Raw genomic sequence first — 21,014 nt, forward strand, 5'->3', positions numbered from 1 at the left:
CTTGGCATGACCAGACAAGCGTCAGGATAGCCTCAAGGGACTCCCAGATTACGCAGCCGTCACGAAGGTGACATCCGTAAGCCGCTTTCGATGAAATCGAACAGGCCGCCAATACTGCGTTTTGGACCTGTTGCGGTTTGCTGCTGCTCCTTTGATAGCATTTACTGCACCAAATGAGACTGACTATGGGACTGAAACGGACAGACGAATTCCGCCAAGATGTGGTGCGGATTGTTCTGACCAGTTGGCTGACGCATACCCGTTTGATCGCATCTCGTAGATCAGTGTCATCGCCACGACGCGACAGATACCGCACCGAGGATCGATCAACTTGTAAAACATCACACGCCCGCCGTTGACTGACTTGATGGGCCGCCATCAAATGCACCACAGCTTGCCGCTTCAGGGCGGGCGTCACCGTTTTTTTGAATTGATGTCTCGCAACATGGCGTTGTCCAACATTTGTTCAGCCAACAGCTTCTTCAGCTTGCTGTTCTCATCCTCAAGCGCACCCAGTCGCTTCGCGTCGGACGGCTCCATGCCGCCATACTTCGATTTGTATTTGTAGAACGTTGCTGAGCTGATCCCCCTCCCGGCAGATTGCTTTGCAATCGCCTGCCGGGCAATGCATGCCGCCGACATACGTCCGCAGTCTTCTCACCAGCTTCCTGTTCTTTGATCATTGCTATGATTTGTTCGTCCGTGAAACGTGCCTTCATTTGTCCGTCCTGCTGGTGGGCAGACTCTACACAAATTTGGAGGAGTTTAAGGGGCGCAGGTCAATTTCTACGATTTCTTCGACGGTGGGCAACACAAGATCATCGGGAAGCTCAAAATACTTCATGCCAATCGCTTGAATGATCCGTCGAGCTGTTTGAGCATCCTCTGGCGCGACTCCTTCATAGTGATACCCTTGCCAGGTTTTCCTAATACGAACGTGCCGGTTTTGATGTTTTTGTTAGAACGCTGCGTTAGCGCTGAAGCCGCCGCTGTCTTCGCCACCGGGCTGGACTTTGGGTCTCGGAGCACTTTTGATGCTGTCTTCGCGCTTGTTACTTCGCTGTTCGATTTTAACATTTTGGAAGACGACGAGCGGCTGACTGAGGTTGAATTTGACTTCTTTCCAGCAGTGACAAATCCCATTGTCATCTTTTTCTTCGCCATCTGAGATCTCCACTTCCCTGCCTAATTACGGCTCTAATATACCATATAGCACTTAATAACCGCTTTCTCAAATGATGGGGCCGGTCAAATTCGTACATTGTCCTTTAATCGTGGTGGATGCTGGATGCACTTGCACTGCCGTACCAATAACGCTCGTTTTTCGGAGATCTGCGTTGACTAAACCCTGATCCGTTCGAACTCCTGACCTCAGTCATTTAGATTAAAGCGTTTTGCATTTAATCTAAGGCATATCCGGCAGCTTTGAGGAGGTTTCAGCATTTGCTTGGATCAAACGGATCACAAATGTCGCCGAGGGCCTGGAAGAGTGTATCAAACGTTTTTGGCCCGATCCGTCTCAGATGGGCTTTGAGAAAGCCATCTCATCCGCTGACTGGCAGGGTATTGCGCAGCAATGTCCCGAGAAGCAATAAAGTGTGGCTCCTGGCTCCTGGCTCCTGGCGCATGCGCGGCTGGCGGTGGTTGATCCACCCCCGCCTTGACTTGCGCAGGGCAGGCCGATTACGTTCCTGTGCGATAAGTCCTTTTTCCATATGAGAACCCGGCGCGTACCAAGGCGCGGTGAATTTATGAGAGGTGAACGGATACGCCGTATGCGTCTTCCAGCGCGCCCGATAGTGCATGCAATGTTATGTCTGGTTCGGCACGGATAATCCCGATTAAGAAATCCTTATACGGTGCCAGCTGGCCAAATCCGGCCCACCGGCCTGCCCTGTGGTCTGGGCGTGACGTCGCGCCGCTCTCGTTTGTCCGCAGCATAACGCACCCCCGTTGCCGCACTGACACCAAAAATACGCCCTGCTGCACGACAAAAGATCCCAGCAGCAACATACCCGCAAATCCGGTGCCGAAAATCTAAAGAAAGAGGTTTGCCCATCATCCACCTCCACACTGAAAATGAAGCAGACAAAGACTCCTTTGGGAAACACAAATCAATTCAGATCAAACGCAAACCGCTTTAACCGGGAATCAAACTCCCAGAAACCGGCACAGAGCATTAGGATAAAAAATTGATATCAGTTAAATCTGAGCCTGTCGGATAGGACACCGAAATCCGTCCATTCCGTCCCGCGCAGACGTCAGATCACCTCAGGTTCCTCACTGTAGCAGCAGTTAAACACGATCAACTGCAACAACCTACAGAAAGAAAACCTTATGCAATCTCGTAATCACGATGGCGCCCGATGGCTCGGCCGCCCGTTATTGCCACGGTCACAAACGCCAAGATCCTTCATCATCATCGCACTTGCCTGTGTTGGCATTGGCGTGGCTTGCGGGTCGGTGGCTACTGCCAGTGACATTCAACCGCAGGATGGCCATTGGCTTGCCGTCATGAAATTTGGCTCTGTCAGCGGGTGCTCGCCCGAAATGCGGCGCGAAATTGAAGCGGATGCCGAAGATGAAGTGCTCTACTCCAAAGCGCTGACCTTTCCTGAACCTCTCGATCTGAACAAGCTCAATGAAGCCTGGGACGTCGACATCGCTTGGACCCGCGAAAGAGCGAACCAGTGGGCGGGCCAAATGACCGAAACTGAACGCACGTTATATGGAAAAATAACCACGGTGACTGATCTGGAAACCCGTGTCATCTCGGACGGATTGATTGATCAACTGGCCGTAATCACCGTCAACTTCCCACGCCGAATGGCGGAACGAATGGGATCGAAGGAGCCCTGCGTCATTCATGCAGCCATCACGCATCGTCTTCGCTGATTTTTAGCCAGACGGAGAGATCGGCGCGTTGCTCTATGGAATGGATGATCCGGCTGACCGGATCCTTGACCTGAGCCAAGCTGCCTGCGCCAGCACTTCTCCTCCATCACAGACAAATTCCATCATGAATAGGGATACCTACATGAAACTTCGATATATTGGCCTTTTCGCAACAACCGCCGCGCTGTTTTGTCCAACGTGGGCCGTCGCCGATGGCTTGTTTTCAAACGGAAATTTTAGCATCGGTGCCGGTGTCCTTTCGTCCTCCGGCATTTACAAAGGGGAAAAATCTGAAGCCGGGTTCTTTCCCTTTTTATCCTATGACAGCGATAGGCTGCACGTGGGATTTGACGGAATTGGCTTGCATGTCCTCAATCAGGATAATGTTGAGCTGACTTTGCTTCTGGGACCTGGAGACTCACCTGATTTCCCCAATAAGAACCCCTTGTTTGCAGGGCTCAAACGCGGCACCCCGGTTGATGCGGGATTTGAAGCGGCTTATGATTTCGACGCGTTTTATGTGGCTGGCGGTGCCATGGTTGACGTGTCGTCAGAGCATAAAGGATACCAGGCTGAGGCAAAAATCGGTAGCGAATTCATGCTGGGCGAAGTCGGCATTGATATCGGCGCAGGCGCGCGTTTTCGCGATCAGAAGCTGAACAACTTTCTCTACGGCGTCTCTGCCGCGGAGGCCAATGGCCTGCGCTCAGCCTATGATGTGGGCGGCACAAGTGAGCCCTTCGTTGATATGACGGTGTCTTATCTGGTCAGTGACGACGTCATTCTGATGGGTTTTATGGAATATCATCCCCTGGATAAAAAAGTGCATGGCAGCCCGCTGACGAACGGCAAGGACAGCTATAGCGTCGGGCTTGGCCTGATCTATAGTTTTTGAACGTGAGGTTGACGCTGCAAGCCAAGGGGCGCCCATCTGGTGCCCCTTCATCAAAGAATGTCGTTTCACGAAGACCCGAACCCTTGATCTTTGACAATGATTCCGGGGCGTCCTGGCCCCATCGGCTGGCGGGGATTGTGTGCCTGATCCTGACCTTGTGGATGGCCAGCGGTATTTTCTTTCCTGCCGCCGTGCCTACACCGCACTCCGCCGTGCTTCAGGTTCCGTCACGTATGACGGTTGCGGTTCAGGTGTCAGTTGCAGAGACCGTGACCCGGTTTTTCAAAGGTGACGGGCATACAACGCCTGACCGTGAAACCGTCATACTTGCCGAGATGGCCGGGCATGTGGCGCGGGTAAATGTGAAAAAAGGCCAGATGGTCACCCAAGGCGACCCCATTACGGTGCTTGATCAAACGCAACGCATCGCAGATCTAAATCGCGCACAGGAGGATCTTGCCCGCACGGTGCGGGACTTTGAAACGGCCAAAGCTCTACTTGAACGCGGAGCCGCGACATCCACACGGCTGGCTCAGGCGCGTGCAGCGCTGGCTGCGTCACGCGCTGCTATTGCAACGGCACAGCAGGGATTGGCGCAGACTGAACTCGTTGCGCCCTTCGGCGGGCGTGTCGAAGCATTAAGCGTGAATCCTGGCATATATATTCAGGAAGGAGACGAGATTGCACGGATCGTCGACAATACGCCCCTGACAGTGTCGATGCGCGTTCCCCAACAAACGCGCGCCGGCCTGCGGAGTGGCGCACAAGTCTCGGTGCAATTCAACACGGGCGAGAGTCGTGTTGGGCAAATCACCTTTCTGGGCAACAGCGCTGATCTGGCCACCCGCACGTTTCTTGTTGAAATTTCTTTCCCTAATGCGGATGGGCAGATCCCCGCTGGCATCAGCGCCCGGATGGAGGTGCCCATCGGCGATGTGATTGCGCATTTTGTCTCGCCCGCGATCCTGTCATTGGGCGATGCGGGTGTGCTTGGGATAAAAACCGTGGATGCCGAAAACCGCGTGGTCTTTACGCCGGTTGAAATCGCCCTGACGCAATCGGACGGAATCTGGGTGACAGGTCTGCCTGAACGCGTTCGTTTGATCACCGTCGGGCAGGGTTTCGTCAGGGCTGGAGAAACGGTCATTCCCGCGAACCAGCACGTTCTGACGGAGGTCGCACAATGACGGGTATAATTGATGCGGCGTTTTCGCGGAGCCGCGTAGTCATTTTACTGTTCACGGCCATCCTGGCTGTGGGATCCTACGCCTATCTTGCCATTGCCAAGGAAAGCAATCCGGATATCCCGATCCCCTTCATCTACGTCAGCACCACGCTGGATGGCATATCCCCGCAGGACAGCGAACGATTGTTGGTCAAACCTCTGGAGGCGGAGCTCAGCGGGCTGGCGGACCTCAGGGAGATCCGGGGCAATGCAGCCGAAGGCTACGCCAGTGTAACGCTCGAATTCGACCCGGGCGCTGATGTCGCGATGTCGCTTGATCAGGTGCGCGTGGGTGTGGATCGTGCCCGCCCCGATCTGCCGCAGGCCGCGACTGATCCGGTGGTCACTGAAATAAACACCGCGCTGTTCCCGATCCTGACGACTGTTTTGTCCGGCCCGCTGCCGGAGCGCAAACTGAACCAGCTGGCGCGTGATCTCAGGGAAAAACTCGACGCGGTGTCGGGTATTCTGGAGGTTGAAATCAGCGGCGGGCGCTCGGATTTGCTTGAAGTTCTGATCGACCCGATGCTGTTTGAGACATACGGTTTGTCTTTTGAAGATCTGATCGGTCAGATCAGCCGCAACAACACGATGGTTGCTGCGGGCGCGATTGAGGGGAACGCGGGGCGCATGGTGCTCAAAGTGCCGGGCCTGATCGAGGGTGCGCAGGATCTGATGCAATTGCCCATCAAGGTCAAAGGCGATACGGTCGTGACTTTTGCCGATGTAGCCTCTGTGCGCCGGACTTTCGAGGACCCGGACAGCTTTGCGCGCATCAACGGGCACCCCGCTTTGGCGCTTGATATCAAAAAACGCAGCGGTGCCAATATTATCGCAACCGTCGCAGCGGCCAAGGCGGTTGTCGAAAAGGCGCGTGCCGACTGGCCAGAGACCGTCCGCGTTGACTATCTGCTGGATGAGAGCGTGCAAGTCGAAACCATGCTGGGGGATCTGGAGGCCAATGTGATCGCGGCGATCATTCTTGTCATGATCGTCATTATCTACGCGCTTGGGATGCGATCCGCGCTGCTTGTCGGCCTGTCGATCCCCGGAGCGTTCCTGGCAGGTGTCGGGATGCTTTGGGCGATGGGCTTTACCATGAACATCGTCGTGCTGTTCTCGCTGATCCTCGTGGTCGGGATGCTGGTGGACGGCGCCATCGTCACCACGGAACTGGCGGATCGGCATTTACAGGGCGGCATGCGCCCGACCGAGGCGTATGCGGCGGCGGCCAAACGGATGACCTGGCCGCTGATCTCTTCCACCGCCACGACGCTCAGCGTGTTTTTTCCGCTGCTTTTCTGGAAAGGCATGACCGGGGAATTCATGAAGTTCCTCCCGATCACGGTCATTCTAACGCTCTGTGCATCGCTGCTGATGGCTCTCATTTTCATACCGGTTCTGGGGGGGATGATCGCGCGGCGCGCCCCACAGACGGCGGCGGCCAAGGCGGTGCTCTACGGGGCAGAGCAGGGCGATCCGCGCAAAAGCCCCGGCATGTCCGGGCTTTACGCACGCGCACTTCATCGTGTGATCCTGCATCCCGCTGCAACCGTTCTGACGGCGGTGGCTTTGTTGCTGGGCACTTTTAGTCTTTACGGCCAATTGGGTTCGGGTGTCAGTTTTTTTCCCAAGGTCGAGCCGGAGTTCATGCAGGTTCAGATCCGGTTGCGGGACAATTCTTCAGTCTTTGAGAGGGACGCGCTTGTGCGCCATGTCGAAGCGGGTCTGTTGCACCAGGATGAGATCGCCAGCGTCTATGCAACTACTACGCAAAGCAGTAACGACGAGGCGGATCTCATCGGGACACTTCAGCTGGAGCTGACGGCATGGAACGCGCGCAGGCCTGCTGCCGTGATCGCGGAGAGCATTCGCAGCGACCTATCGGATATTCCCGGCATCCTGATCCAGATCGAAACCGAAAACGACGGGCCCGCCGGGGGCAAACCGGTTGATGTGACGATCATGGCGCGCGATCTGGCCGCAGCAGATCAGGCGGTGACGCAGATGCGCGGGATCATGGACCGGATCGGCGGGTTCAGCGATGTAAGCGACAGCCGCGCTTTGCCCGGAGTGGAATGGCGCATTCGCGTGGACCGCAGCAAGGCCGCCCGGTTCGGGGCGGACATTGCTCTGGTCGGGCAGGCGATCCAATTGTTGACTCAGGGCATCAACGTGGCCCGCTTTCGACCCGATGATGCGCAGGGGACGGTTGATATCCGGGTCCGGTTTCCTGCCCAGGACCGTACGCTGGATGCCTTGCGTGCGCTGCGCGTTCCGACGCAGGTCGGGGTGGTGTCGATTGCGAACTTTGTCGCCTTTGAGCCGGTGCCGCGATCCGGCTCGATCCAGCGCATTGATCAAAAGAGGGTGCTGACGCTTGAAGCCAATGTCACACCGGGCCTTCTGGTTGATGCCCAGATTTCAAAGCTGCGCGCGGCATTTGAGGCGGCACCGTTGCCCGAAGGTGTTGTCTGGGCGTTTGAGGGTGAAGCCGAGGAACAAGAAGACGCGATGATGTTCCTGCTCGCAGCCTTCGGTGCAGCAATCACGCTCATGTTCGGTATTCTGATTGCGCAGTTCAACAGTTTCTATCAGGCGCTTGTCGTGATGTCGGCCATTGTCTTCTCGGTTGCTGGTGTGCTTCTGGGCCTCTTGGTCACGGGTCGTCCTTTTGGGGTGGTGATGGGGGGCATCGGGGTCATTGCCCTGGCAGGGATCGTTGTGAACAATAATATCGTGCTCATCGATACGTATAATCAGCTGCGACATGCTGGCCAAACCCCATTGGAGGCTGCACTGCGCACCGGTGCGTTGCGGTTGCGGCCCGTGATGCTGACATCGCTGACCACGGTGCTGGGGCTAATGCCCATGGTGATCGGAATGAACATAAATTTCTTCTCACGCTCAATCATGTTTGGCGCCCCTTCGACGCAGTGGTGGACCGAATTATCGGCGGCAATTGCCGGGGGTCTTGTCGTGGCCACGGCCCTCACCCTGCTTGTGACACCCGCGATGCTCGTGCTGGGAGAACGGCGATCCCGCCGATAAACCGCGATCGGGCCTCAGGACGGGCGTGCCCTGATCGCAGAAGGGGTTGTCCCCATCTCTCGCTTGAATGCATTGTAAAATGACGACCTTGAATTGAACCCTACATCGTAGGTTATGAGCAGTATTGTCTCTTCCGTATCGCGCAACTGTTTCACCGCATCTTTGATCCGCCATTTGTTGACGTAGTCGAAAAAGTTGCACATGAGCGTCATATTCAGCGTTTGCGAAACATAATTCGAAGTGACCCCGATGTGCTTTGCCAGATCCCACAGCGACAGGTTTGGATCGCGGTAGAGCAAGTCCTTTGACATCGCCTTCTCGATTTTGTTCGCAATGCGTGCTGCGTGTTCATCCGTTAAGGCGGAGCGCTCATATTTCGATGAAACGGCTTCCGACAGTGCGGGCTCAGAGGCACCCACGACTGGCTCGCGCACCAGCCCGGGCTGCTGACGCACACCCCAAATGGCAATAACCCATGTCATCGCTATATCGAAAAAGCCGTCCATCAGATCATACGTATCCAGCATGAAATCAGGGACCGCAATTCCCGACAGATCTGCGGCCATCTGGACAAAACTCAGCAACAGATAAGCACTGACCGTTGTCGTGATCCACCAAACCCAAGACAGCTCCCTGTTTTCCGTCGTCGCAAACAGATCTTTGAGCCGGGTGCTATAGGCCGAAAGCATCCGCATGGTCAGAAACAGGTAAATGCCAATCTGCATATAAAAGATTGCTGACACCACCTGAAAGTAGACGGCGGTGAAGCGGGTCAGCTGGTCGATGGTATCCCAGTCCAGCTCGTCCGTCTCGAATACGGATTGCGGCAGCATGAACATCAGAATGATCATGCTGATCGACATCAACAGCGGCAGAGCGTGCCAGCCCTTGTGGGTAATCCGGTCCACCTCCTCCTCGGAGGTCAACGCGCGGACATAAAGCCAGAACAGGAACGGTTGCATCAACGTAAACGGAACGGACAGGCTGCCCCACCGGGCGAACATCGCCTCATAACCATCTACACCCCACAGAAGATCTCCAATGCTGACAATGCCGACGAGCGATTGCGCGGCAAAAAAGAGCGCTAAAGGCACATATACACGCTGATGACGTTGATGCAGAAAAAGCTGGTTTGTACAAAACAGCGTCACACCGAGCTGAAACATCAGCATTGCAAAATAGAATGTATCCTCATGCATTTTTAATATTTCTTTGAATTCATAATGGCGGTGCTCTAACAAAACCTGAGTTGCAGAAAAAGAGGTTGAGAGTGTAACTGTGTCCTGACCGTCATGCTAAGACACCAAATCTGGTTGTGTCGCAAACTTTGTCGTGAGGCGAGATGGGGCCTCGCTAGGATACAATTATCCAGCGAGCTCAGCAAACTGTTCAAAGCCGGACAACCCTGGTCGGTCGAATTGTCCTTTGCGGATCATGTGGGCGACTTCGATGCCCGCCAGAGTGGACGCGGCTGAATTGAACGATTTGAAGGTCTGCACTGAGCCGATTCTGTTGAAAAACTCTTGCTTGATCGGGTGGCTATTCGCTGATTCAATTTTCCTTAGCAACGGGGGTGATTTCGATGCTGGGACCAAAGCAAGAAGCACAAGGCGCGCTGTTTTACGAGTTCTCGATTGACGATCATGTGCCCCAAGATCACCTGCTGCGGTCAATTGATAGGTTCGTTGATCTAAGCGACATCCGCCAATACCTAGCGGACTTTTATAGCCACACTGGCCGCCCGTCCATCGACCCAGAACTGCTGATCTATTACCCGGCAGTGCATGTTTACATGCATGAGAGGGCGCATGCTGCTCGTGGGCTATTGTTCTGGCATCCGCTCGGAGCGCCGTCTTTGTGAAGAGGTGCATTTGAAACTGGCGTATCGTTGGTTTTGCCGCCTCGATCTATCTGATCCGGTGCCGAACCACTCGACGTTCTCCAAGAACCGGCATGGGCGTTTCCGGGAGAGTGCATTGTTGCGACACCTGTTCGAGAAGACCGTAGCTCGGTGCATCGCGGATGGCTTGGTGAGTGGCCAGCGCCTTGCGGCAGACGCCAGTTTGATCGAGGCAGATGCGAACAAACAAAACGCGACGCCGAAGGAAGATTGGGACCATAATGCCATCGATCCAAACGATGCGCCGCGTGCCGTGAAGGAGTATCTTGATGTCTTGGATAACGCAGCTTTTGGCGCAGCATCTGAGGTTGAACCCAAGTTCACGTCCCATTCTGATCCTGCAAGCCAATGGACGGCAGCCCGTAAAGGCCCTGCGTTCTTCAGTTATTCCACCAATTACCTGATCGACACGGATCATGCCGTGATCGTCGATGTGGAGGCCAGACGATCAATCCGGCAAGCAGAAGTCGGGTCTGTGCGCTCAATGTTGGATCGGGTCAAAGACACGTTCGATCTGCATCCCGAATGGATTATCGCCCCCTCTCATTGATTGCTTTGCAATCAACTGCCGGGCAATGGACACAGCTTACGGTTCCGGCCCGATGCTCGGGTGGTTGGTTGATCGCAAGATCGAACCGCACATTCCGGTTATGGATAAAGCGAGCCGCACGGATGGCACATGGTCTTGCGCGGACTTTGAATGGGATGCGGAGAATAACCAATACATCTGCCCGGAAGGCGAGCCGCTCAAGCAATTCCGGCGCAACTATTCTGACCCAAATCGTGGGCCAACCGGCAAAGGCGTCGCCAAGTATAAGGCCCTTAAACAGACGTGTCAGGCCTGTCTGTCAGAAATGCAATGCTGCCCGAATGCTGATGCGCGAAAAATTACCCGCGAAGAACATGAAGACGCCCGTCAGGTCGCCCGCGACATTGCCAAGACCAAGCAATACGCAATCTCAATGCGGCTGCGCAAGAAAGTTGAGATGCTCTTCGCGCATCTCAAACGCATCCTCGGGCTGGGACGTCCCCGATTACGTGGCCCATGCGGCGCAAATGACGAATTCCTGCTCGCCGCCACCGCCCAAAACCTCCGCAAACTCGCCAAGATCTTTCCTGCACCGCAGCAAATGCAAAAAGCCTGATAAGAAAGGCGCTCGCGCTCCATTTAGATCACCACTTCCTGCGCTCGCAACACGTTGTTTTTCCACAGAATTAGCGGGTGATCTTTTTTATGAAACGGTGGTCCTGTTCGATAATATTATTGAGATATTTCACCTGCAGAATCTCGATCAGCCAACACCAGTTATGCATCACCAGCAGGCAATTCATGTTGAACAGACCGACCGCGTTTGATCCGCTCTTGTCGATAAAAACCTTGTCCGGCCAGCCGTTACTGGCGATCACCTTGGCGAAGAATGCGGTTGCTGCCGCCTCATCACGTCGCTCGGACAGCATGAAATCAAGGGTATTGCCGTATTTGTCTATCGCTCGATAGAGATATGTCCACTGGCCTTTGACCTTGATATAGGTTTCGTCCATCCGCCAAGATCGACCGGTCGACGCCTTCTGACAACGCGCCTCACCGGCAACGGCGACAGAATATTTCTCGACCCATCGATTAAGCGTTGCATGATCAACATCGACGCCGCACTCGTTCATGATTTCTTCGAGATCCCGATACGATACCGCAAACCGAACGTAGAAATAGACCGCGTATAGGATCACCGATTTCGGAAAATGCGCGCCTTTGAAACTGATCAATCGTTTTAAACCTTGAATGAGATGTCGAAAGGCTGCCCGATGAACGTCACTGCCGAGAAGTGCAACAGGGCTCCAAAAGTTTGCGACACTACCTGAACAGTGCGCGCAGGGTCTCAAATATCGGAGCCAGTTGTTCGTTCATGTGGCAAATCTATTGAGAGGCGCGAATCTGTCAATCGGATCAAAAATGAGAAGGATGCATTGGTCATACCCGTCACTCGCCCGAGTGGCCTCATATTCGCAGCGCGGGCGCTTGCGTTGAACGTTATGTGTTCCTATTATGTTCTACTGAGAGCGCGGAGTTGGACATGAACGGTCATAGCAGGGGACAGGCGAGCGGCATCGAGCGCCTGTATCTCGATTTTGACAGTTTTTTTGCGACGGCAGAACAGCATTTCAACCCGGCTCTCCGTGGAAAGCCGGTCGGTGTTGTGCCGCTCGATTCACCACATACCAGATGTATCGCCGTCAGTCGCGAGGCAAAGGCATTGGGTGTTAAGTCCGGTGCGACCATCGTCAAAGCCCGCGAACTTGTTCCGGATATGATCTTCGTCGTAGCACGGCACGATGTCTATGTCAGGCTTCACAATCGGATCATCGACGTCATTGAGACGTGCCTGCCAGTCGCGAATGTGCGCTCCATCGATGAGGTGGTTTGTCATCTGCTGCCGTGCGAAGCACAAGAAGGCATCGTTCTGGCCGACCGGATAAAGCGCGCTCTGGCGTCAAGCTTCAGTCCCGTACTGACATGTTCTATCGGCATGGCCCCAACCGAGCTGTTGGCCAAAATCGGTGCCGAGATGAACAAGCCGGACGGGTTCGCACTCATCAATGCCTCCGAATTGCCCTCAAAACTTGCCCATCTGCCTTTGGATGACCTGCCGGGTATATCAACCGGTATCGAAACACGTCTGAAAGCTGCCGGTGTCGAAGGGTTTGCAGCACTATGGGAATTGGCACCGAAGCAGGCGCGGGGCATTTGGGGCAACGTTGAGGGCGAACGGTTCTGGAACGGGCTGCATGGCTATCATGTTGAACGACCAGAAACCAAAAAGCGCATGTTTGGCCACAGCCGCATGCTGCCGGTCGATTGGCGCAGCCCCGACAAAGTCCGCATGTGTGCCAGACAGCTTGCCATCAGTGCTGCCCGCCGCCTCCGGCGTGCGGATGTGCGCGCCACCAAGCTGACACTCGGATTGCGCGGCGGCGGCTATCGCGGCAAGACAAGCAGCCGGAAAGATGATCAACGTTGGGAATGGGAGGGCAGCTTTCAGCCGGCGCGTGATGATCGTACATTCTTAAGCGTGCTTTCAGACGGATTGCATCGATCCCTTCAAGAGGTGAATTTCAAACCCAGGTCCGTCAGCGTCATGCTGCATGGCCTGGCTGGCGACGGTGACATCACGCAAGACCTGTTCGCGGCTCAGATTGATGGTGCGCACCCATCAGCATCAAAACAGCGCCAAGACCACTGGGAGGGCATCAGCGATTTGATGGACCAATTGAGATCCGAGCACGGCCCCAAAGCCCTCTCACTCGGCCCCATCGACGAGGTCCCCGGCGGATATCTCGGTGCGAAGATCGCCTTCGGGCGCATACCCGACGCGGAAGACTTCAGCGGTGAAACGGTCGCCGATGAGGCAACACACTTTTGCACGGTATAGTCGCACCATGGCGAAAAAAAACTTACCCGGTCGCGCCCGATGGGCATTACTTCCTCGCCAAGGAGCGGCTCAGGCGCTGCAGGAACCCGGCACCGCCGGACAGTGAGCGCCGCACCTATATCAAAAGCTCACGCAAGGACGTTTAGCTGTTAAAAACGCGACCTCAGACGAAGAGATGGCCCAGGCAAGGGCGCGAGGCGATCATAGATGCTTGCGCTTTGTGGATTTGGCCGTCTCTCGACGCACTGTAAAGCGCTGCTGCCTCAGCCGCCAACGCCGCCGCCTTTTTTCGGTCTTCTGCTTGTTTTTCAACATAGGCCTGCCAGCGCCGTGGCTTAAACCAGTTATCAGCAAACCAGACATGGCGTATCTGCGGCGAATCCGGCTTGTGAGGTTTCAAACATCGCTACTGTCGATGGTGAACCCACAAATCGAGAGGAGAACGAGCATGAAACGCCACGTTGGAATTGATGTCGCTCAAAAGGAATGTGCCCTTTGCATTGTCGATAATGCCAGCGCGATTTTGTTCGAAGGAACTTGCATGACAGACCCTGATGAGATCGCTGCTGAAGTTGATGACGTGGAGAAGATCGTTCACGAGTCCGGCCCGCTGTCGGTGGCATAGACTTGGACGGCCAGCAGCAAGCCTTTCGGTACGAACCCTTCCTTCACGGCCTCTTCGATCTGTGCCATGCAAGCCGCTTTGCCCCGCAATCAATCAGGCGGGTAAGCCGCTAAAATCTTCTAAACCTCTTCATCCCGTGCCGCCTCGCGTTTGCGCGAAGGAAGTTCTTTCACAGGCTCAATGGTAAGGTTCCTGTCCCAATTCGGGACTACCTCCCGTCTCACCTTTGGAATTTTTTCCCCGCATTTTTTGAGACGTTTCTTCTCGTCTCATTTTGAGGCACAACCCCATTGGAACCGCTGCTCCCACCCTTTGGACGTGAGATGGGGTCAAGGATAATGTCGAGGTGCAATTCATACCGATTAGACCCGCGCCCGCCGTTGCCATCATCTCGGGCATGGCGCGTGACCAGGCCACATTGCTCTAGCGTCGTCATATACCGAAACAACGTGGTCCGGCCCATCTCGCATTCATCGGTCAACCCCTGAGCGTTCGGGTTGCACTGGCCCGTATCCTTGTTGTGGAAATCCGCCAGTAGGATCAGTATGATCTTTGCTGCGGGTTTCAGCCCTTTGACATTCGCCGCCCAGATTAACGCCATGCCGCTCATGGCTTTAAGCCTGCCTTGCCAGAGAAGGGTCGTTTGCGTGCTGTTGATTGGGAGAATACTTTTGAAATTGGCAGTTGAGATGAGTGCCAGCTCTCCCAAAGATTTTTCTTTGTCTGACATGTCGACATAACTACTCCGTCCGAGGCCAGCCGCCCGATTCTTCAGCCACTGCTAACGGAACAAACGCAGATTTACTTGTGTTCGATATGTGCCAATAGGAAACATGCGTTCCTGCATCGTTCTGCAAAAGGCTACATTTACCTACATAGCAAGTACCTTTGCCTGTTGCTGTTTTTACTGGGAATACGTATGTCCGGCGGTGGGACACCCTTCCCCAACGAAGGGCGCTTATCTGGAAGGATAGCATCAATGGCTATACAAAAACCGGTCACGCGGCCGGCTAACCCGCGTTTTTCATCCGGCCCCTGCGCCAAACCCCCCACATATGACCTCGCCAAACTGGCCTCAGCACCTTTGGGTCGTTCGCACCGTGCGGCCCCCGGAAAAGCAAAGCTACTGGAAGCGATCGAAACGACCCGGGAAATCCTTGGCGTGCCTGCGGATTATCGTATCGGGATCGTGCCGGCATCTGATACCGGCGCGTTTGAAATGGCAATGTGGTCGTTGCTGGGCGAGCGCCCCGTGCAGATGGTCGCATGGGAAAGCTTCGGTGCCGGCTGGGTCACGGATGTGGCCAAACAACTCAAGATCGATCACAGTATCCATACCGCGCAATATGGCGAGATCGTCGATATGGCTGCGCTGAATTATGACGATGACGTCTGCTTTACGTGGAACGGCACCACGTCCGGCGTACGCCTAACCTCCGGGGACGTGATCCCGGCGGACCGCAATGGACTGACATTATGCGACGCGACATCTGCCGCCTTCGCGGTTGATCTGCCATGGGATAAATTGGACGTTACCACCTTTAGCTGGCAAAAAGTGCTGGGCGGAGAAGCAGCACACGGCATGCTGATCCTGTCCCCGCGCGCGGTTGAGCGGTTGGAAAGCTATACACCGGCCTGGCCCCTGCCCAAGATATTTCGCCTGACCAAAGGCGGCAAATTGATCGAAGGGATTTTCAGGGGGGAGACGATCAACACGCCTTCGATGCTCTGTGTCGAGGATTATTTGCAGGCCTTGGCATGGGCAAAATCGGTCGGTGGCCTTGAAAGGTTGGTCGCGCGCGCAGATGCAAATACGGCGGCGATCACCTCCTTTGTCGACGCCCATGATTGGATCGAATTCCTCGCGACCGATCCTGCAATACGGTCCAACACCTCGGTATGCCTGAAATTCACGAGCGAACGCATCAAAGATCGTGCCGCTTTCGCAAAAGCTGTCGCCAAGCGCCTGTCCGATGAGGATGTTGCGCTCGATGTGGGGGCATATCGAGATGCACCCCCGGGCTTACGTATCTGGTGCGGCGGCACAGTTGAGACTTCGGACATTAAAGCGATGCTACCGTGGCTTGCCTGGGCGTTTGAGTCCGAAATCGCATCTTGAAACAAGGGTGGCCCAAAGGCCCACCCTACGGCACTGCGCCCGTAAGGTGGGCTTTCAGGCCACCGCTCCACCACATATCATAGGACCACGACATGGCCCCCAAAGTACTCATCTCTGACAAACTCTCCGAAGCCGCCGTTCAAATTTTCCGCGATCGCGGCATCGACGTCGATTTCCAGCCGGACATCGGCAAAGACAAGGAAAAACTCGCCGCCATCATTGGCGATTATCACGGCCTTGCAATCCGCTCCGCCACGAAAGTCACGCAAAAGATCATCGATGCGGCCACGAACCTAAAAGTCATCGGCCGGGCCGGCATCGGAACCGATAACATCGACAAGGACGCCGCCTCTAAGAAAGGTGTGATCGTCATGAACACGCCCTTCGGCAATATGATCACGACGGCGGAGCATGCCATCGCGATGATGTTTGCCGTCGCGCGCCAGATCCCGGAAGCCTCTGCCTCCACCCATGCGGGCAAATGGGAGAAATCCAAGTTCATGGGCGTCGAACTCACCGGCAAGACGCTGGGTGTGATCGGCGCGGGTAACATCGGCGGCATCGTTTGTGACCGTGCGCGCGGGTTGAAAATGAAGGTTGTGGCCTATGATCCCTTCCTCGGCGAAGAAAAGGCCAAGAAGATGGGTGTTGAGAAAGTCGAACTTGATGCGCTTCTGGCGCGGGCGGATTTCATCACGTTGCATGTACCATTCACGGATCAGACGGCGAATATTCTGAGCGCGGAAGCCCTTGCCAAGACAAAACCGGGTGTGCGGATCATCAATTGTGCACGCGGCGGGTTGGTCGATGAGGACGCCCTCGCAGAGGCTCTGAAATCAGGTCACGTGGCGGGTGCGGCCTTTGATGTGTTTGCCAAGGAACCGGCGACAGAAAATGCGCTGTTTCACTTGCCAAACGTTGTCTGCACCCCGCATCTGGGCGCGGCGACAACCGAGGCACAGGAAAACGTCGCCCTGCAGGTCGCCGATCAGATGTCGGATTACCTGCTCACCGGTGCCGTCACCAACGCGCTCAACATGCCCTCCGTGACTGCCGAAGAGGCCAAGGTCATGGGGCCTTGGGTCAAACTCTCCGGGCATCTGGGCAGTTTCATCGGGCAGATGACCGATGAGCCGATCAGGGCAATCAACATCCTCTATGACGGGGCGGTTTCGGAAATGAATCTCGAAGCGCTTAATTGCAGCGTGATCGCCGGTATCATGAAAAAAGTGAACCCGGATGTGAATATGGTTTCCGCCCCCTTCATCGCCAAGGAACGTGGCATCCAGATTTCGACGACCAATCAGGATAAATCCGGCGCGTTTGACGGTTATGTCAAGGTGACGGTCGTGACCGCCAAACGTGAACGCTCGGTCGCGGGTACGGTGTTTTCGGACGACAAGCCGCGTTTCATCCAGATAAAGGGCATCAACATCGACGCCGAGATCGGCGCGCATATGCTTTATACAACCAACGAGGACGTGCCGGGCATCATCGGGACGTTGGGTCAGACCATGGGCGAAAACGGCGTTAATATCGCGAACTTCACGCTTGGCCGTAACGCGGCTGGTGGCGAGGCGATTGCCCTGCTTTACGTCGATGAGGCGGTACCTGCCGAAGCGCGCGCGAAACTCGCGGAAACGGGCATGTTCACCCAAATCAAGCCGTTACAATTTGACGTCGCCTAAGTCTCTGATATTTGCACCCCTATGCCGCCCCCCCTAGGGGCGGTACAAGAACTTGAAAGGTCCATCATGCCGCAGCCGATCTATGCCATTGGCGACATTCACGGGCAGATCGATGAGCTGCACCGCGTTCTGGGCCTGATCGAGGCGGATGGCGGTCCGGACGCGCAGATTGTGTTCCTGGGCGATTATGTGGATCGCGGACCTGACAGCCGCGCGGTTTTGCAATTCTTGATCGATGCCAAGGCTGCGGGCTGCAATTGGATCCCTATCAAAGGCAACCATGATCGTTATCTGGAACGGTTTCTGGATAACATGACGCTCCTTGATCCCGCCACGCGGCCGGATTTATTCTGGTTCAACCCCCGATTGGGCGGTGACAAAACCATGGCGTCCTACGGTGTCACTGCCGAAGAAGGCATGCCCGTTGATCCCATTCATGCCGCGGCACGGAAGGCCGTACCGCAAGCGCATCGCGATTTCCTCAAGAACCTGCCGTTGACGCACCAAACCGACGCATTGTTGTTCGTTCATGCGGGGATCCGGCCCAAGGTGCGGCTGGATCAACAGATCGAGGATGATCTGATCTGGATCAGGCAACCGTTTCTGGACTACCACCGCTCACATGGCCCGCTGGTGGTGCATGGCCATACCGCGCTGGATTATCCTGAACACTACGGAAACCGGGTCAATCTGGATGCGGGTGCGGGCTATTTCCGACCGCTGCACGCCGCGGTTTTCGAGGGGCGTGAGTGCTGGCTTTTATCAGACACGGGCCGACGCGCGTTGCGGCCATAAGGCAGCGATCAACAAAGCCCAGCCCAAGAGGACCCGCAATACCGATGTATGAGGGTGGGCGAGACGTATCAACAAGACCGCGAGCGCAAGTGACAAAAGCCCTAATCCGATCTGAACCGGCACCGTCAAGGTGAAAAAGCTGTCGGTATTAAAGATCGCCGCTAGCGCGTCCAATCCAGCACAACCTTACCTGAACCGCCCGATTTCATCGCCGCAAACCCGGCCTCAAAATCATCCACGCCAAAACGATGCGTGATCACGCGGCTGACGTCCAACCCGTTCTGCAACATGGCGATCATCTTGTACCAGGTCTCGAAGATTTCGCGCCCGTAAACACCCTTGATGGTGATCGCCTTGAAGACGATCCGGCTCCAGTCCACCGGGCTTTTGCCGGGCGGAATACCCAGCATCGCGATGCGCCCACCCATGGTCATGGCCTCGACCATCTGATCAAGCGCGCGTTGATTGCCCGACATTTCCAGCCCCACGTCGAACCCCTGTTTCATCTTGAGGGATGCGATGGTTTCAGCCAGATCCGCCTTTGCCACATTGACCGGCACGACGTCCGCGACCCGCGCCGCAAGGTCAAGCCGGTCCGGGTTGATGTCCGTGATCACCACATGGCGCGCGCCGACATGACGCGCAACGGCCGCGGCCATGATCCCGATGGGACCGGCACCGGTGATCAACACATCCTCCCCCACCAGATCGAAACTCAGCGCGGTATGAACCGCATTGCCTAATGGATCGAGGATCGCGCCGATATCATCCGGAATCTCATCCGGCAAAGGCACCACGTTGAACGCCGGCAATTTCAGATATTGCGCAAAGGCACCCTGTTCATTCACGCCGATCCCGCGTGTGGCCGGATCAAGGTGAAATTTTCCCGCGCGGCTCTGGCGCGAGGTTTTCCCGATCAGATGGCCTTCACCGGAACAACGCTGTCCGATCTCCAGATCGGTGACGTTACGGCCCAGCTCGACGATTTCACCGGCGAATTCATGGCCGGTGATCATCGGCACGGGCACCGTTTTTGCCGCCCAATTGTCCCAGTTCCAGATGTGAATATCTGTGCCGCAAATCCCCGTCTTGTTGACCTTGATCAGCACATCATCGGGGCCAATTTCCGGCACGGGTGCATGTGTCATCCACAACCCTTCGCAGGCGTGGAGTTTGGACAGGGCCTTCATTTCATTGCTCATCAGATCACTCCGCAGGCCTTGCCCGCCGTTTCGAACGCTTTCAGCGCCCGGTCTAACTCCTGGCGGGTCAGTGCCGCGTTCATCTGCGTACGGATACGCGCCTGACCCCGTGGCACGACCGGGAAAAAGAACCCCGAAACAAACACACCCTCCTCAAAAAGACGCGCGGCCATATCTTGCGCCAGTTGCGCCTCGCCCAGCATCACCGGGATGATGGGGTGTTCACCGGGCAGCAGTTCAAACTCTAATCCTTTCAGACCTGCGCGCCAATAGGCCGCGTTTTCAAACAGCCGGGCGCGTAAATCGTCGCCTTGTTCTATGAGTTCCAGCGCCTTAATCCCCGCCGCAACAATAGATGGCGGCAGGGAGTTGGAAAACAGATAAGGGCGCGCGCGCTGACGCAACAGGTCGATAACCGGCTGTGGCCCGGCGATATAACCCCCGATGGCACCGCCCAGCGCCTTGCCCAATGTCCCGGTCAGAATATCGACCTCAACACCTGCATGCGCCGGGGTTCCAGCTCCCTTTGGCCCCATAAACCCGGTGGCGTGGCAATCATCGACCATCACCATGGCGTCGTATTTTTCGGCCAGCTTCTTGATGTCGGTGAGGTTTGCGAGATAGCCGTCCATGCTGAACACACCATCTGTTGCGATCAGGATGAACCGAGCGCCCTCGTCACGGGCAAGCTTCAACTGCCCCTCCAGATCATTCATGTCCGAATTGGCGTAACGATAGCGTTTTGCCTTGCACAGCCGGATGCCGTCGATGATCGAGGCATGGTTCAATGCATCCGACACCACAGCATCCTCCGGTCCCAGCAGGGGCTCGAACAGCCCGCCATTGGCATCGAAACAGGCGGCAAAGAGGATGGAATCGTCCTTGCCCAGAAACGCCGCCAGCTTTTGTTCCAATTCGCGGTGGATATCCTGCGTCCCGCAGATGAATCGCACCGACGCCATGCCAAAACCGCGCGGATCCATCGCGCCCTTAGCGGCGCGGATCAACTCCGGATGATCAGCCAGACCCAGGTAATTATTGGCGCAGAGGTTGATGACCGCGCGCGGGCCGACCGATATCTGGCCACCCTGAGGAGAGGTGATCATCCGCTCGTGTTTCATCATCCCATCCGCCTCGATCTGAGCGAGTGTTTCGGTGATGTGATCCAGATAGCCCTGCGTCATGATTCGA

The 21,014-nt window shown here is 55.7% G+C and carries 15 protein-coding genes and 4 pseudogenes; 10 read left to right on the forward strand and 9 right to left on the reverse strand.

All coding sequences use genetic code 11. The annotated features are described in order from the left end of the window. Positions 1–268 precede the first annotated feature (268 nt). Positions 269–719: pseudogene (locus ROLI_RS21945) on the reverse strand (transposase); the annotation flags it as partial. A gap of 121 nt (positions 720–840) precedes the next feature. Further along, complete coding sequence (locus ROLI_RS21950; RefSeq protein ID WP_338469215.1) at positions 841–1,164, reverse strand: hypothetical protein; 324 nt, start codon at positions 1,162–1,164, stop codon at positions 841–843. A gap of 1,386 nt (positions 1,165–2,550) precedes the next feature. On the opposite strand from ROLI_RS21950, the gene ROLI_RS21955 reads away from it, so the two are divergent. From ROLI_RS21955 to ROLI_RS21970, 4 genes are all read left to right on the forward strand, one after another. Beyond that, the gene (locus ROLI_RS21955) at positions 2,551–2,895 is read left to right on the forward strand and encodes a hypothetical protein (protein WP_338469216.1); all 345 of its coding nucleotides are present in this window, start codon (positions 2,551–2,553) and stop codon (positions 2,893–2,895) included. A gap of 40 nt (positions 2,896–2,935) precedes the next feature. Next, complete coding sequence (locus tag ROLI_RS21960) at positions 2,936–3,790, forward strand: MipA/OmpV family protein (RefSeq protein WP_262386384.1); 855 nt, start codon at positions 2,936–2,938, stop codon at positions 3,788–3,790. An 83-nt stretch (positions 3,791–3,873) separates the two neighbouring features. Then, a complete protein-coding gene (locus tag ROLI_RS21965; protein WP_187428591.1) occupies positions 3,874–4,977 on the forward strand; it encodes an efflux RND transporter periplasmic adaptor subunit in 1,104 nt (367 codons plus the stop codon). Then, positions 4,974–8,066: an efflux RND transporter permease subunit gene (locus tag ROLI_RS21970; RefSeq protein ID WP_187428590.1), complete on the forward strand. Its 3,093-nt coding sequence runs from the start codon at positions 4,974–4,976 to the stop codon at positions 8,064–8,066. The genes ROLI_RS21965 and ROLI_RS21970 overlap by 4 nt, the downstream gene beginning before the upstream one ends. 14 nt (positions 8,067–8,080) lie before the next feature. Here the strand turns inward: ROLI_RS21970 and ROLI_RS21975 are convergent, their stop codons facing one another. Together ROLI_RS21975 and ROLI_RS21980 are read right to left on the reverse strand one after the other, a co-directional pair. Continuing rightward, positions 8,081–9,265, reverse strand: coding sequence for an AraC family transcriptional regulator (locus ROLI_RS21975; RefSeq protein WP_187428589.1), 1,185 nt, complete (start codon positions 9,263–9,265; stop codon positions 8,081–8,083). 165 nt (positions 9,266–9,430) lie between these two features. Further along, positions 9,431–9,556, reverse strand: a pseudogene (locus ROLI_RS21980) (IS6 family transposase); the annotation flags it as partial. Positions 9,557–9,648: 92 nt separating this feature from the next. On the opposite strand from ROLI_RS21980, the pseudogene ROLI_RS21985 reads away from it, so the two are divergent. Then, a pseudogene (locus tag ROLI_RS21985) lies at positions 9,649–11,111 on the forward strand (IS1182 family transposase). A 76-nt stretch (positions 11,112–11,187) separates the two neighbouring features. On the opposite strand, the pseudogene ROLI_RS21990 reads toward ROLI_RS21985, so the two are convergent. Then, positions 11,188–11,730, reverse strand: a pseudogene (locus tag ROLI_RS21990) (IS6 family transposase); the annotation flags it as partial. 308 nt (positions 11,731–12,038) lie between these two features. On the opposite strand from ROLI_RS21990, the gene ROLI_RS21995 reads away from it, so the two are divergent. After that, positions 12,039–13,394: a type VI secretion protein ImpB gene (locus tag ROLI_RS21995; protein WP_187431703.1), complete on the forward strand. Its 1,356-nt coding sequence runs from the start codon at positions 12,039–12,041 to the stop codon at positions 13,392–13,394. 163 nt (positions 13,395–13,557) lie between these two features. Here ROLI_RS21995 and ROLI_RS22000 read toward each other — a convergent pair whose 3' ends face one another. Beyond that, complete coding sequence (locus ROLI_RS22000) at positions 13,558–13,794, reverse strand: hypothetical protein (RefSeq protein WP_187431704.1); 237 nt, start codon at positions 13,792–13,794, stop codon at positions 13,558–13,560. A 48-nt stretch (positions 13,795–13,842) separates the two neighbouring features. Here ROLI_RS22000 and ROLI_RS22005 point away from each other — a divergent pair, with 48 nt between their 5' ends. After that, complete coding sequence (locus ROLI_RS22005; RefSeq protein WP_187431705.1) at positions 13,843–14,019, forward strand: hypothetical protein; 177 nt, start codon at positions 13,843–13,845, stop codon at positions 14,017–14,019. 220 nt (positions 14,020–14,239) lie between these two features. Here the strand turns inward: ROLI_RS22005 and ROLI_RS22010 are convergent, their stop codons facing one another. Further along, on the reverse strand, positions 14,240–14,749 hold the full coding sequence (locus tag ROLI_RS22010) for a helix-turn-helix domain-containing protein (RefSeq protein ID WP_262386644.1): 510 nt from the start codon (positions 14,747–14,749) through the stop codon (positions 14,240–14,242). A gap of 249 nt (positions 14,750–14,998) precedes the next feature. Between ROLI_RS22010 and ROLI_RS22015 the strand changes: the two genes are divergently transcribed. From ROLI_RS22015 to ROLI_RS22025, 3 genes are all read left to right on the forward strand, one after another. Then, positions 14,999–16,138 (forward strand): phosphoserine transaminase, encoded by a 1,140-nt coding sequence (locus ROLI_RS22015; RefSeq protein ID WP_187431706.1) that lies wholly within the window; start codon positions 14,999–15,001, stop codon positions 16,136–16,138. Positions 16,139–16,230: 92 nt separating this feature from the next. After that, the gene (gene serA, locus ROLI_RS22020; RefSeq protein WP_187431707.1) at positions 16,231–17,826 is read left to right on the forward strand and encodes a phosphoglycerate dehydrogenase; all 1,596 of its coding nucleotides are present in this window, start codon (positions 16,231–16,233) and stop codon (positions 17,824–17,826) included. Positions 17,827–17,892: 66 nt separating this feature from the next. After that, complete coding sequence (locus tag ROLI_RS22025) at positions 17,893–18,621, forward strand: metallophosphoesterase family protein (protein WP_187431708.1); 729 nt, start codon at positions 17,893–17,895, stop codon at positions 18,619–18,621. Between the two features lie 161 nt (positions 18,622–18,782). On the opposite strand, the gene tdh is transcribed toward ROLI_RS22025, so the two are convergent. Further along, positions 18,783–19,823 (reverse strand): L-threonine 3-dehydrogenase, encoded by a 1,041-nt coding sequence (tdh, locus tag ROLI_RS22030; protein WP_187431709.1) that lies wholly within the window; start codon positions 19,821–19,823, stop codon positions 18,783–18,785. After that, entirely contained in the window at positions 19,823–21,007 is a 1,185-nt protein-coding gene (locus ROLI_RS22035; protein WP_187431710.1) for a glycine C-acetyltransferase, read from the reverse strand. The genes tdh and ROLI_RS22035 overlap by 1 nt, the downstream gene beginning before the upstream one ends. Positions 21,008–21,014 lie beyond the last annotated feature (7 nt).

This window comes from Roseobacter fucihabitans (assembly GCF_014337925.2).
In the GTDB taxonomy this organism is placed as follows: domain Bacteria; phylum Pseudomonadota; class Alphaproteobacteria; order Rhodobacterales; family Rhodobacteraceae; genus Roseobacter; species Roseobacter fucihabitans.

Excerpts from the sequence above, each read along its gene's own strand:
- ROLI_RS21960 (WP_262386384.1), top strand. The coding sequence starts at position 2,936 with ATGGATGATCCGGCTGACCGGATCCTTGACCTGAGCCAAGCTGCCTGC.
- ROLI_RS22035 (WP_187431710.1), bottom strand. The coding sequence starts at position 21,007 with ATGACGCAGGGCTATCTGGATCACATCACCGAAACACTCGCTCAGATC.
- serA (WP_187431707.1), top strand. The coding sequence starts at position 16,231 with ATGGCCCCCAAAGTACTCATCTCTGACAAACTCTCCGAAGCCGCCGTT.
- ROLI_RS21975 (WP_187428589.1), bottom strand. The coding sequence starts at position 9,265 with ATGCATGAGGATACATTCTATTTTGCAATGCTGATGTTTCAGCTCGGT.
- ROLI_RS22025 (WP_187431708.1), top strand. The coding sequence starts at position 17,893 with ATGCCGCAGCCGATCTATGCCATTGGCGACATTCACGGGCAGATCGAT.
- ROLI_RS21995 (WP_187431703.1), top strand. The coding sequence starts at position 12,039 with ATGAACGGTCATAGCAGGGGACAGGCGAGCGGCATCGAGCGCCTGTAT.
- tdh (WP_187431709.1), bottom strand. The coding sequence starts at position 19,823 with ATGAGCAATGAAATGAAGGCCCTGTCCAAACTCCACGCCTGCGAAGGG.
- ROLI_RS22010 (WP_262386644.1), bottom strand. The coding sequence starts at position 14,749 with ATGTCAGACAAAGAAAAATCTTTGGGAGAGCTGGCACTCATCTCAACT.
- ROLI_RS21970 (WP_187428590.1), top strand. The coding sequence starts at position 4,974 with ATGACGGGTATAATTGATGCGGCGTTTTCGCGGAGCCGCGTAGTCATT.
- ROLI_RS21950 (WP_338469215.1), bottom strand. The coding sequence starts at position 1,164 with ATGGCGAAGAAAAAGATGACAATGGGATTTGTCACTGCTGGAAAGAAG.
- ROLI_RS22005 (WP_187431705.1), top strand. The coding sequence starts at position 13,843 with ATGAAACGCCACGTTGGAATTGATGTCGCTCAAAAGGAATGTGCCCTT.
- ROLI_RS21955 (WP_338469216.1), top strand. The coding sequence starts at position 2,551 with ATGCGGCGCGAAATTGAAGCGGATGCCGAAGATGAAGTGCTCTACTCC.
- ROLI_RS22015 (WP_187431706.1), top strand. The coding sequence starts at position 14,999 with ATGGCTATACAAAAACCGGTCACGCGGCCGGCTAACCCGCGTTTTTCA.